The sequence below is a fragment of the Streptomyces sp. NPDC051364 genome (assembly GCF_040682115.1).
GTDB lineage: Bacteria > Actinomycetota > Actinomycetes > Streptomycetales > Streptomycetaceae > Streptomyces.
On sequence record NZ_JBFBAH010000002.1, the window covers coordinates 397589 to 409516 of the forward strand.

Genomic DNA, 11928 nt, shown 5'->3' on the forward strand with positions numbered 1-11928 from the left:
CCACGGCGAGCTGTGCTGCGGGCATCGGCGCGGCCCCGTCGATAATGGTGGCCGGGGTGGACTTACCGCCGCAGGGACGAGGCTGCCGGACCGCATCAGATGCGGTCCACCTACTCTTTGTCTACAGAACAGTAGTCGGTCTGCCTCGCTGTAGACGATCTCCGTGAGAGGAAGGTGTCATGACGGACAGCGCGAGCGAACGTCGGCCGGCGGGCGAGCTGGAGTCCAGTGTTCTGGCGGCATTGTGGGCGGCGGGGAAGCCGCAGTCGGCGGCGCAGATCAGGGCGGCGATACCGCAGCCGCTGGCCCGGACCACGGTCGCCACGCTGCTCGCCAGACTGCACGAGAAGGGTGTCATCGACCGCAATCCGGGCGGGCGGGGCTTCCTGTATTTTCCGGTGGAGGATGCGCACGGCCTCACCGCTCGCCGGATGCACCGCGAGCTCGATCAGGACGGTGACCGCAGTGTCGTCCTGGCCCGTTTCGTCGACGGGCTCAGCCCTGACGACGAGGCGGAGCTCAGGCGGCTGCTGGAGGGAGGCGGTCGATGATCGCCCTGCTGCTCGTCCCCCTCCTCCTGCCCTGGGTCCTGCCGCCGCTCGCCCGGCGGACGGCCGGCCGGGTGAGGCCCGAGGTCGCGCTGTGGACGATCACCGCCGCCGCCGGGGCGCTCGCCGTCGGGGTCGTGGCATGCCTGGGTGTCCTGCTGCTGCCCCTCGCTCTGGCGATCCCGCCCCTGGCCGCCCTCGTGCACCTGATCCAGCCGCTGCAGGCCGGTCCGGCGCTTTTGGCGCTGGGCGTCTCCGTGCTGTCCGCCGGGATCGTCGCGGTCACCGGCGTCACCGTGGTCCGGCGCGGGCTGTCCGAGGTGAGGCGCCTGCGTGTCGCCCACGGCGAAGTCGCCCACCTTCCACACGCTGGAGGGTTGTGCGTCCTGGAAGACCCCTGCCCGGACGCCTACGCACTGCCCGGCCTGCTGGGTCCGGGCCGGATCGTGGTGACCAGCGGGATGCTGCGCTCTCTCGACCCGAAGGAGCGTGAGGTGCTCCTGGCCCACGAACGGGCCCACCTCGCCGCCCGCCACCACCTCTTCCTCGCCGCCGCCCAGGTCGCCGGATGGTGCCACCCGGCGCTTGCCGCCGTCATCCCTCAGGTGTCGTTCGCCGCCGAACGCGCGGCGGACGAGTCCGCCGCCCGCGCCACCGGCAGTCGGAGGCTTACCGCACAGGCCGTGGGACGCGCGGCACTCGCCGCCACTCGTGGCGGCGAGCGGCTCGGGGGGTCCATGCTCGCTGCGGGTGCTGTCACCGGACCAGTGCCCGCTCGGGTGAAGGCCCTCCTCATCCAGGCGCCCGCCCGGCGGATCGTCCCCGCACTGCTGGCCATGGCCCTGGTGTGCACCACGGCCGGCACCTGCTCTCTGGGTGGGGCCATCTGGTTGCACCGCGGTGTCGAAATCGCCCAGGGCGAGCACCCCGCCGACTTGCAAGGGGCCCCTCGGCCCCCCTGTATCCGCTGCTCTGCGGACGAAATCCACTAAGGGCGGCCTTCCCTAAGTGTCTACATGTGAGTAGACTCCGCGGCGGCCGGGTCCCCGTGGGCGCCCTCGAAGTGACGCTCAGCCGAGGAGCGACTTGGCCGGAGGCCGTGGCGGTAGCGGGCTTCACCCACCGGCGGTTCCGTCAGCTGTCGAACGACTCACCGGCCTTGGCCGCGCTGGTAGATGCGGCGCGCCGACTCCGGCCACGGAGGCCGAAGTCCTTCGTGCCGGCCTCGTACAGGCCTAGAAGGGCCTAGAAGGCCCTGGCAGAAGGTACCCGGCCCTCAATCCGCTCGCCGGTGCGCTGAACATCCCGGCCCGCGTCTTCACTCTTTGGCAGATTGCCGGCGGGCTTGTCTGGACGGTCGGGCTGGTCCTGGCCGGGTACGCACTCGGCTCCTCCGTCCCCAACGTCGACCGGTACCTGCTACCGATCATCGCCCTCGTCGTCGCCGTGTCCCTGCTGCCCCTGGCAATCGAACTGCTCCGCTCCCGGCGGGCCGCGCCGGAACCAACCAGCCCGTTGCGCGCGTGGCCCAGTCACCCGCCGCCGGCCTGGGGCGGGCGATCACCGTCATGGCCGCGTAGCGCAGGGTCTGGCCCGCGCCGAGGCACAGGAGCAGTGCGCCGGTCATGCCGGTATCGGTGATCGCGCGGGCCAGTGCCGCGGCGAAGGACGGGCGGTGTTCGACCGACCAGTGATGGAGGCTCACGTCGGCGGGCAGCAGATGGTCCGGGGCCCGCACGACCCACACCGCCAGGGCGACGCCGCCGAGCCTGCGCGATACGAAGAGCAGGGCGACGGCGGCCGCCGCGGCGAGGGCGGCGTGGTTGCTGGGGAAGGACCAGTCGCCGGGTGCGGGGCACGGCCCCAGCGTGGGCACCCGGAGGGTCTGGCAGGGCCGGTCCTCGCGGACGGCGAGTTTCAGCAGCAGGTCGATGCCGAAGGCGAGGACAGTGATCAACGGAACGGCGAGGGCGGTGACCAGCCTCACCCGCCTGTACCTCGGCGTCCACTGGTTCACCGACGTGATCGGCGGCTGGCTCTTCGCCACGACCTGGCTGTCCCTCCTCACCTGCGCCTACCTCCGCCGTCCCGGCCCCCGGACCGAGGACCCCGCCTGACGTGCGCCGACGCATTCTCGCCGGTGAGGATGATCACGCCCTGCAGGTGGTACCCGCACGGGCCTGTGCGACGGGGGCTTCGACCTGGCGCCCGGCGCCGGACGCAGATGTTGCCGCGCGAGGCAAAGGGTGAGGGTGGATTTGGTCCGGGACTGGTCCGGCGGTCCTGATCAGGTAGCGATGCACCGCACCGGACGACGCGAAAACGCACCCCACTTCACCAAGGCCGCTTAGGGCCGGCCCTTGTCGCACATCAGGGCCTTGTTTCACTTCGGTGAGACAAGGCCCTTGATCGTTTTCGGAAAACCTGGTGGGGTGATCGTCGACGGCCGGTAGGGTCTGGCCGTCGGTGGTGATCACGGGACGGGCGGGGCGGGCATGGAGCGGGCGACGGCGTCGGCGGAGCTGGTGGCGCTCGTGGGGGAGCGGGTGCGGCTCGAGCCGCTCGAGCATCGGCACCACGACGGGCTGTGCGAGGCGGTTCGCGACGGCAGCCTGTGGAATCTCGCGGTGACGCTCGTCCCGCATCCGGATGATGTCCGCGGCTTCATCGAAGACGCGATGGCGGCCCGCACCGAGGGCACGCAGCTCCCGTACGCGACGGTGGACGCGGCCACCGGGCGGGTCATCGGCTCGACGCGGCTGATGATGATCAACGCCGCACAGCGGCGGCTGGAGATCGGCTGGACCTTCCTCGCGGAGTCCTGGCAGCGGACCGGCATGAACACCGAGGCGAAGCTGCTGATGCTGACGCATGCCTTCGAGGTGATGGGGATGAACCGGGTCGAGCTGCTGACGGACGTGCGGAACACGAAGTCGCGGACGGCGATATCCCGGCTGGGCGCGACGCACGAGGGTGTGCTGCGGCACCACATGGTCATGTGGGACGGCTGGATACGCGACACGGCGGTGTACAGCATCACCCGCCCGGAATGGCCGCAGGCGAAGCAAGCGCTGGAGGCCCGCGTGACGGGCCGCCCCGCGGCACGGAGCCACGAAGGCGCAGCGACCGCTTAGGGTCGAGCGGCTTACGGGGTGCAAGTGCCTGAGCCGATGAACTGGCGTTCATTCGTGTACGGGTTGTACACGGCGACGGCCCAGTGGGTGTAGTTCCAGCTCCTGTTGCTGTTGAACTCGGCGATGAGTTTGCGGCAGACGGCTTCCTCGACGGCGCCCTTGAGATTGGATTGGGAAGCGCGGCTCGCAAAACGGTTGTTGGGGTCGTCGGTCCATACGTAGGCGGCGTTTTCGACCGGGTCGAAGCCGAGGGTGATGCCGTCGGCCGCGCCGATGGGGGCTTCGTTCGTCTCGGCGGTGTTGGTGTTCCAGGTGGCCGTGACGGCTTTGGCCGTGGCGTCGGCCACGCGGATCTCCGCCTTGTCGCTGCTGGGGATCTCCGCAGTCGCCATGCCGGACCCGTCGCCGCGCCATTGGCCGGCGATCTCCGTGAAGCAGCCGTCAGTGGCTGTTCCATAGCCGATGGCCGACGCGTTGACATCACCGTCGGATGTCTTCCAGTAGACCGAGAAGCGGCCGTACGGCCAGGTCGTGGGTGCGTTCTTGAGGCGGTGTGCGAGCACGGTGCACACGGCCATCTGCGCGGCCCGGCGGAACACTTCCCGGTAGTGCTCGGGGAGCCGGCGGTGCCGGTGCGGTAGTGCTCGGGGCTGATCCAGCCCGGAGTGCCGGTCATCACGCCGGTCCGGGTCACGGACGTGCCGTCGGTAGGCGGTGGCCAGCCAAGGGGTTTCGGCATCGGGGTCGGCCGCAAGGAGGGGGATGAGGCATGGTCCTTGGACGCGGGCGGAGAGCTGCACCTCGCGGCGGAAGCGGGCCCGGAACTCGGGGTCCTCGGCGTGTGCGGGGTGGACGACCTTGACCGCGACCCGTATCCCGGCAGGGTCGAGGCCGGCGTGAACCGTGCCCATGCCGCCCGACCCGAGTCGGCCGATGATCCGGTACGTGCCGACCCGCTTGGGGTCACCGGCGCGGGCGGGCTGCACCCGCCCGCCGGACCGAGCAAGGCTCACAGGGTTCCATTCGTCTTGTGCGGTCGAGCGTCACGAGGCCGGCGCACCCGCCGGAAGAGTCCGCCCCAGCATGGCGGACGGATGGAGTCCGCGGAGGCCGTTCTCCCCTTCGGGGGAGGACGGCCTCTTCGTGTTCCCGGTGGGTGGGTTCAGGCGCGGATCTCGAAGCCTTCCAGGGCCTCGGGCTGTTCCTCTTGGAGCTGGACGCGGGTCACGTCGGCGCCGCTCGGGCCTCGGTGGGCCCAGGCGGTCATGTGGGCCACGGCGGCCGCGGGTCCCTCGAACACCGCCTCGACGGTCCCGTCCGGCAGGTTGCGTACCCAGCCGGCCACGCCGTGGTCGAGGGCGGTGCGGCGGCAGGTGTCGCGGAAGAAGACGCCCTGCACCACGCCGTGGACGATCACTCGGCTGCGCACTCGTTCCATGGGCCGACCATAGCCGGGAGGACGCCGATCGGCACGGATCGTGGTCGGCCCGTCACGGAGTGCCGCTCCCGGAAATCTTCACGCGGTGAAAGTGGAGGGGGTGTCTCCCGTTACATCCCGACCCGATGTGGAGAGGGCGGCCGCTGCAGGTGGTGGGGGTTTGGGTGGGTTTGGGCTTCGGGGGTGATGGGGTGTTCTGTTTTGTTACTCGATCTTGTGGAGAACCCGTGGCGATCCGTCGAATCAATCGGAAAGCCCGCCGAGTGAACGGTCACCTGGCGCGAGAGGGGGCGTCAACGCGGTTGGCCGGGTGACCCGTTCGCGTGCTTACATCTGCCCACCGAAGTGATGTTCGGGAGTGGTCGGACCGCCTTGTTGCAGACCGCCCACGCCATTTGAGAAACATTCAGACAACTGAAGGGTGCGCACATCATGCGTAACGACATCGAGACCCGTGAGATCGCCGACGACGAACTGGACGCGGTTTCCGGCGGTGTCAGCATTTCCGGTGGCCTCCTCGGCGCCGTCACCGGCGACGTCTTCCAGGTCGTCAACACCGTGACCTCGCTGGACACGGTCCACGGCGCGCTGGCCCTGCCCGGCCAGGTCGAGGGCATCGTCGGCGTTCGCGCCGGTGTCGCCGGCCTCTGAGCCGAGCCGGCCGGCAGCGCGCGTGAACCCCGGGACGTCACCGTTCCGGGGTTCACGGGTGCCCGTTTCAAGAATGCAGAATGCAGAATGCAGGCGAAGGATAGCTCGTGCAGTTCCGTCAAAAGGCGCTCTCCAAGCTGCAATCGCCCGAAGAACTCGATCTGCCCGTACGTTTCGCACGCCCGCAGGGCCGGCTCGTTCTCGCCGTCACCGTCGTCGTCATGGCTGCCGCGGCTTTCTGGGCATTCACCGGATCCGTCTCCTCCAAGCTGAGCGCACCCGGCATCCTCACGCATGCCGAGGGCAGTTATCTGCTGCAGAGCCCGTTCGCCGGACAGGTCACCGCCGTGCTCGCCAAGGAAGGCCAACTGCTGTCCCCGGGCGCGCCGCTGCTCCAGCTCGCCACGGACCAGGGTGAGCGGACCGTACGCGTGGTCGCCGGAGGGCGGGTGACGACCCTCGTCGCCAAGACGGGCTCGGTCGTCACGACGGGCGCGGACGTCGCGACCGTGGAACGCGTGAAGAACACGGACGACCCCCTGGTCGCCGTGCTCTACCTGCCCGGCGCCGGCGCCGCGGAGATCCGCGTGGGCGCCCCGGTCGACCTGACCGTCCAGTCCGCCCCCCAGCAGCAGTTCGGCGTGCTGCGCGGGCGCGTCAAGGAAGTCGGCCGCGCGCCCCAGACGCAGGCGCAGCTCACCGGCTTCCTCGGCGACTCCCGTCTCGCCGCCCAGTTCGCCCGCCAGGGCAACCCCGTCGCCGTGCTCGTGCAGCTCGAACGCTCCTCCGCGACCACCTCCGGCTACCGGTGGTCCTCCGCGGGCGGGCCCCCGTACCCCGTCGACTCCACGACACCGGTCACCGGAGCCGTCCACCTCGCCGCACAGCGCCCCGTCGATTGGCTGCTTCCGTGACCGTGCCGCAGCACACCTCCCCGAACCGGCCCCGCTCCCGGCCCCCGGCCGCCCGGGTCCCGGCCGGCGGGCGCCGGCGCCGCCGTCCGGCCGTCCCCAAGGGCCGCACGCCCCGTACCGTACGCACGCCCACCGTGCTGCAGATGGAGGCGGTGGAGTGCGGCGCCGCCGCGCTGGCCATGGTGCTCGGCCACTTCGGCCGCTTCGTGCCCCTGGAGGAGCTGCGCATCGCCTGCGGGGTGTCCCGGGACGGCTCCCGCGCCGGCAACCTCCTCAAGGCCGCCCGCGGTTACGGGCTGACGGCCAAGGGCATGCAGATGGACCTGGCCGCGCTCGCCGGGGTGAACCCGCCGGCCATCCTGTTCTGGGAGTTCAACCACTACGTCGTCTACGAGGGCATGGGCCGCCGCCTCGGCCGCCGGGGCGTGTACATCAACGACCCCGGCAAGGGCCGGCGGTTCGTCCCCATGGAGGAGTTCGACACCGGCTTCACCGGCATCGCGCTCGTCTTCGAGCCCGGCCCGGGCTTCCGCCGCACCGGCCGCAAGCAGGGTGTCATGAGCGCCCTGCCGGCCCGTCTGCGCGGCACGTCGGGCACCATGCTGGCCGCCGTGGTCTCCAGCCTCCTGCTGGTGGCCGTCGGTGCGACGGTGCCCGCGCTGAGCCGTACGTACATCGACATGTTCCTCATCGGCGAGCAGACGTCCCTGCTGGGCGTGCTCTTCGCCTCGATGGCGGCGGCCCTGGTGCTCACGGCCGTGCTCACCTCCCTGCAGCAGGCCAACCTGCTGCGCGGCCGCATCATCTCCTCGACGCTCGGCAGCGCCCGCTTCCTGCGGCACCTGCTCCGGCTACCGGTCGCCTTCTTCACCCAGCGCAACCCGGCCGACCTGGTCCAGCGCCTCCAGTCCAACGACGCGGTCGCCGAGACCCTCGCCCGGGACCTGGCCGCCGCGGGAGTCGACGCCGTGGTGGTCGTGCTCTACGCGGTGCTGCTGTGGACGTACGACCCGCAGCTCACCGCCGTCGGCGTGCTCATCGCGCTGCTCAACATCGCGGCCGTGCGGATCGTGATGCGGGTACGGGCCACCGGCACGCAGAAGCTTCGCGCCGAGAGTGCCCGGCTCACCAACACCTCGTACAGCGGCCTCCAGCTCATCGAGACGATGAAGGCCACCGGCGGGGAGAACGGTTTCTTCCGCCGCTGGGCCGGCCAGCACGCGGTCACGCTCGACGTGCAGCAGCGGCTCGGCGTCCCCAGCGCCTGGCTGGCCGTCGTCGCGCCGACGCTGGCCGCGCTCAACAGTGCGCTGATCCTGATGATCGGCGGCCTGCGGGCGGTGGAGGGGCACCTCTCGGTCGGCCTGCTCGTCGCCTTCCAGGCCCTGGTGACCAGCTTCACCGCGCCGATCACCCGCCTGGGCGGTGTCGCCGGCCGGATCCAGGACTTCGCCGCCGACGTGGCCCGCCTCAAGGACGTCGAGAACTTCCCCGTCGACCCGCTCTACCTGCGGCACGCGCGGGGCGAGGCCGCTGCCGGTACCCGCCGGCTCAAGGGGCACGTGGAGCTGGACGGCATCACCTTCGGCTACAGCCCGCTGGACGCACCTCTGCTGAAGGACGTCTCGCTCGCGGTCGGCCCCGGGCAGCAGGTCGCGCTCGTCGGCGGCTCCGGCAGCGGCAAGTCCACCGTATCCAGGCTGATTTCCGGCCTCTACACCCCCTGGGCGGGCGCCATCCGCATCGACGGGATGCGGCTGGAGGACATCCCGCGCGGCGCGCTGGCCGCCTCCGTGTCCTTCGTGGACCAGGACGTCTTCCTCTTCGAGGGCACCGTCCGCGACAACGTCGCGCTGTGGGACCCCTCCATCCCGGACGAGGCCGTCATCGCCGCCCTCCAGGACGCCGCCGTGTACGACGTGGTCGGGCGCCGGGCCGGCGGCATCCACAGCCGCGTCGAGCAGGACGGCCGCAACTTCTCGGGCGGCCAGCGGCAGCGACTGGAGATCGCCCGCGCCCTGGTGCGCCGCCCCAGCGTCATGATCCTGGACGAGGTGACCAGCGCCCTGGACGCGGCGACCGAGCAGATCGTCATCGACAACCTGCGGCGCCGCGGCTGCGCCTGCGTGGTGATCGCCCACCGGCTCAGCACCGTGCGCGACAGCGACGAGATCGTCGTGCTCGACCGGGGCACGGTCGTGGAACGCGGACGGCACGAGCACCTGATCGCCGCACAGGGCGCGTACGCCCGACTGGTGAAGGAGCACTGAGGTGACATCTCCCCACCAGACCCACCAGACCCACCAGACGCACATGACCTACATGACCCATCAGGCCCACCAGACTTACGAGCCCCACCAGGCCCACATCGCACCCGATCCGGTCGTGGCGGCTCTCGGCGGCCTCGGCACGCCGGTCGACTGCACGGGCCTGCGCAGCCTGTCGCTGGAAGGTCCGCTCGTACTGTGGCTCGTCGTGCAGGGCGAGCTGGACCTGTTCGCCGTCGATGCCGCCCAGGCGGGCCACTGGCACTTCCTCGGCCGGCTCGAGTCGGGCACGCTGCTCCTGGGCCCGGCCGAGGGTCCCGCCCACACGCTGACCGGGCGCCCGCTGCAGGGCTGCGTACTGCGCCGCATCGAGCTGCGCGAGCTGTACCGCCCCGAGCACGGAGCCCAGGGGGTCCCCGGGGACGGAGCCTGGGGGTGGCACGCCGATCCCTGGCAGAACGGGTTCGCCGACGCGGCGCCCAGCCCCCTCGAGGACGCCTTCGCCCGCGGCATCGGCCGCGGTCTGCGCGTGCTGTACCAGGCGCCGCTGGAGGGCCGCGCCACCGCCGGCCCCGGCGGGGCCGACGAGGACATCCTCTGGATGCAGATCCCCCCGGGGAGCGTGCAGTACGGCGCCGTGTACGAGACCCACAACGGCACGGCCGGCATGTCCACACCCGCCGGCACGCTCCTCGTCGACGGGGCCGTGTGGCAGGGCATGGTGGACCAGCAGTACCGGCTGCTGGACGCCCTGGACCGCTGGATCGAGCAGGACGAGCGCGCCCACGAGGACCGCACGGCCGCCGGCATCGAGGCCGGCGAGGCCGCCCGTACCCAGGCGGACCGCACCCTGCTCGCCTCCATCGGCCGCTCCCGCAGGGGCTCCCGCCGCGATGCGGGCCACGACGCGACGTTCGCCGTGTGCCGCCTGGTCGCAGCCGCAGCCGGCATCGCCCTGACCGAGCCGACGGGCGGCGCCGCCGCAGCAGCCTCCGAGCGGACGGACCCCGTCGAACGCATCGCGCTCGCCTCCCGGATCCGCACCCGCGCCGTCCAGCTGGGCGGGCGCTGGTGGCGGGAGAACAGCGGACCCCTGGTCGGCCGGCGCGCGGACGACGGGACCCCCGTCGCGCTGCTGTGGCGGCGCGGCCGGTACGAGGCCGTCGACCCCGCCACCGGCGCGCGCGAACGCCTCGGCCAGGGCGGCGCGGACGCGTTCGAGCCGCACGCCGTGATGTTCTACCGCCCGCTGCCCGACCGGAAGCCGGGCCTGCTGCACCTGCTCCGCTTCAGCGTGCGCGGCAGCGGCGCGGACCTGCGCAGCCTCGTCGTGGGCGGGCTGGGCGCCGTCGGCCTCGGCGCGGTCGTCCCCGTGGCCACCGGCCGGGTGCTCGGCGCGTACGTCCCGCACGCCGAGGAGAGCCTCATCGTGCAGACCGCTCTGGCGCTCATCGCGACCAGCGTGGTCTCGGCAGCCTTCATGCTGCTGCAGAACATCTCCCTCCTGCGCATGGAGGGCCGCATCGAGGCCACCTTGCAGCCGGCCGTATGGGACCGACTGCTCCGGCTGCCGGTGACGTTCTTCGCCGGCCGCTCCACCGGGGAACTGGCCGGCGCGGCCATGGGCATCAGCTCCATCCGCACCGTGCTGTCCGGCATCGTCTCGGTGTCCCTGCAGGCGGGCACCGTCGGCACGATCAACCTCGTGCTGCTGCTCGTCTACAGCGTGCCGCTGGCGCTGGCCGCGGTCGGCATGCTGCTCGCCATCGCCGTCGTCTTCCTGGGCCTGGGACTGTGGCAGCTCCGCTACCAGCGCCGGCTGATCAGGATCGGCAACAAGCTCGACAACCAGGCGTTCCAGACCCTGCGCGGGCTGCCCAAGCTGCGCGTGGCCGCGGCCGAGAGCTTCGCATACGCCGCCTGGGCGCGGGAGTTCGCCCGTACCCGCGAGCTCCAGCAGCGCATCGGCCGGATCAAGAACGTCGTCACGGTGCTCAACGCGGTCTATCTGCCGCTGTGCACGCTCGTGATGTTCATGCTGCTGGCCGGCCCGGCCCGCGGCAGCCTGTCCGCCGGTGAGTTCCTCACGTTCAGCACCGCCGTGACGATGATGCTGTCCTCGGCCACCCAGCTGACCGGCGCCCTCCTCTCGGCCGCCGCCGTGCAGCCGATGTTCGAGCAGGTCAAGCCGCTCCTCCAGGAGACTCCCGAGGTGCGCGGCTCCAGCATCCGGCCGGGCGAGCTGGGCGGCGCCGTCGAGGTGAAGAACCTCTCCTACCGGTACGCCGACGACGGGCCGCTCGTCCTGGACGACGTGTCCTTCCAGGTGCGGCCCGGTGAGTTCGTCGCGGTCGTCGGGGCCAGCGGCTGCGGCAAGTCGACCCTGCTGCGACTGCTCATCGGTTTCGACCGGCCCGCCTCCGGCAGCGTGCTGTACGACGGCCAGGACCTGGCCGCACTCGACCAGGCGGCCGTGCGCCGCCAGTGCGGTGTCGTCCTGCAGAACGCGCAGCCGTTCTCCGGCTCGATCCTCGACTGCATCCGCGGCTCCGGCGCGTACTCCCTCGAGGAGGCGGCGGAGGCCGCCGCTCTGGCGGGCCTCGCCGAGGACATCAAGGCCATGCCCATGGGCATGCACACCGTGCTGGCCGACGGCGGCGGCACCGTCTCGGGCGGCCAGCGCCAGCGGCTGATGATCGCCCAGGCGCTCATCGGCAAACCGCGCATCCTCTTCCTGGACGAGGCCACCAGCGCGCTGGACAACGAGGCCCAGCGCGTGGTCATCGAGTCCACCCGCGCCCTGCGCGCGACCCGCATCGTGATCGCCCACCGGCTGTCCACCGTCATGGACGCCGACCGGGTGATCGTGATGTCGGACGGTCGGGTCGCCCAGCAGGGGCCGCCCGCCGAACTGCTCGCCGATACGCAGGGCCTGTTCCACGAGCTGGTCCGCCGTCAGGTCGGATGACCGGCACA

At 71.5% G+C, this 11928-nt stretch carries 10 protein-coding genes and 2 pseudogenes; 9 read left to right on the plus strand and 3 right to left on the minus strand.

Annotation, left to right across the window (positions count from 1 at the left end):
• Nucleotides 1-179 precede the first annotated feature (179 nt).
• From AB0M76_RS05720 to AB0M76_RS05730, 3 genes and pseudogenes are all read left to right on the plus strand, one after another.
• On the plus strand, nucleotides 180-551 hold the full coding sequence (locus AB0M76_RS05720; protein ID WP_365951692.1) for a BlaI/MecI/CopY family transcriptional regulator: 372 nt from the start codon (nucleotides 180-182) through the stop codon (nucleotides 549-551).
• Nucleotides 548-1540, plus strand: coding sequence for a M56 family metallopeptidase (locus AB0M76_RS05725; protein ID WP_365951693.1), 993 nt, complete (start codon nucleotides 548-550; stop codon nucleotides 1538-1540). Before AB0M76_RS05720 ends, AB0M76_RS05725 begins: the two co-directional genes overlap by 4 nt.
• A 283-nt stretch (nucleotides 1541-1823) precedes the next feature.
• A pseudogene (locus AB0M76_RS05730) lies at nucleotides 1824-2042 on the plus strand (DedA family protein); the annotation flags it as partial.
• Here AB0M76_RS05730 and AB0M76_RS05735 read toward each other — a convergent pair.
• On the minus strand, nucleotides 1975-2535 hold the full coding sequence (locus AB0M76_RS05735; RefSeq protein ID WP_365951694.1) for a phosphatase PAP2 family protein: 561 nt from the start codon (nucleotides 2533-2535) through the stop codon (nucleotides 1975-1977). The pseudogene AB0M76_RS05730 and the gene AB0M76_RS05735 sit on opposite strands and share 68 nt — an antisense overlap.
• Here AB0M76_RS05735 and AB0M76_RS05740 point away from each other — a divergent pair.
• Both AB0M76_RS05740 and AB0M76_RS05745 read left to right on the plus strand, forming a co-directional pair.
• A pseudogene (locus AB0M76_RS05740) lies at nucleotides 2519-2665 on the plus strand (phosphatase PAP2 family protein); the annotation flags it as partial. The gene AB0M76_RS05735 and the pseudogene AB0M76_RS05740 overlap by 17 nt on opposite strands.
• Before the next feature lie 378 nt (nucleotides 2666-3043).
• A complete protein-coding gene (locus AB0M76_RS05745) occupies nucleotides 3044-3682 on the plus strand; it encodes a GNAT family protein (protein ID WP_365951695.1) in 639 nt (212 codons plus the stop codon).
• An 11-nt stretch (nucleotides 3683-3693) separates the two neighbouring features.
• Here the strand turns inward: AB0M76_RS05745 and AB0M76_RS05750 are convergent, their stop codons facing one another.
• Both AB0M76_RS05750 and AB0M76_RS05755 read right to left on the minus strand, forming a co-directional pair.
• On the minus strand, nucleotides 3694-4695 hold the full coding sequence (locus AB0M76_RS05750; protein WP_365951696.1) for a hypothetical protein: 1002 nt from the start codon (nucleotides 4693-4695) through the stop codon (nucleotides 3694-3696).
• 149 nt (nucleotides 4696-4844) lie between these two features.
• Nucleotides 4845-5120, minus strand: a complete 276-nt coding sequence (locus AB0M76_RS05755; protein WP_365951697.1) for an acylphosphatase — start codon at nucleotides 5118-5120, stop codon at nucleotides 4845-4847.
• Between the two features lie 432 nt (nucleotides 5121-5552).
• Here AB0M76_RS05755 and AB0M76_RS05760 point away from each other — a divergent pair, with 432 nt between their 5' ends.
• The 4 genes from AB0M76_RS05760 (at nucleotide 5553) to AB0M76_RS05775 (ending at nucleotide 11920) form a co-directional block, all read left to right on the plus strand.
• A complete protein-coding gene (locus AB0M76_RS05760) occupies nucleotides 5553-5771 on the plus strand; it encodes a hypothetical protein (RefSeq protein ID WP_030297568.1) in 219 nt (72 codons plus the stop codon).
• Nucleotides 5772-5878: 107 nt separating this feature from the next.
• A complete protein-coding gene (locus AB0M76_RS05765) occupies nucleotides 5879-6685 on the plus strand; it encodes an HlyD family efflux transporter periplasmic adaptor subunit (RefSeq protein WP_365951698.1) in 807 nt (268 codons plus the stop codon).
• Between the two features lie 2 nt (nucleotides 6686-6687).
• Entirely contained in the window at nucleotides 6688-8955 is a 2268-nt protein-coding gene (locus AB0M76_RS05770; protein ID WP_365951922.1) for an NHLP family bacteriocin export ABC transporter peptidase/permease/ATPase subunit, read from the plus strand.
• Between the two features lie 52 nt (nucleotides 8956-9007).
• Complete coding sequence (locus AB0M76_RS05775) at nucleotides 9008-11920, plus strand: NHLP bacteriocin export ABC transporter permease/ATPase subunit (RefSeq protein ID WP_365951923.1); 2913 nt, start codon at nucleotides 9008-9010, stop codon at nucleotides 11918-11920.
• The last annotated feature ends 8 nt before the right edge of the window (nucleotides 11921-11928 follow it).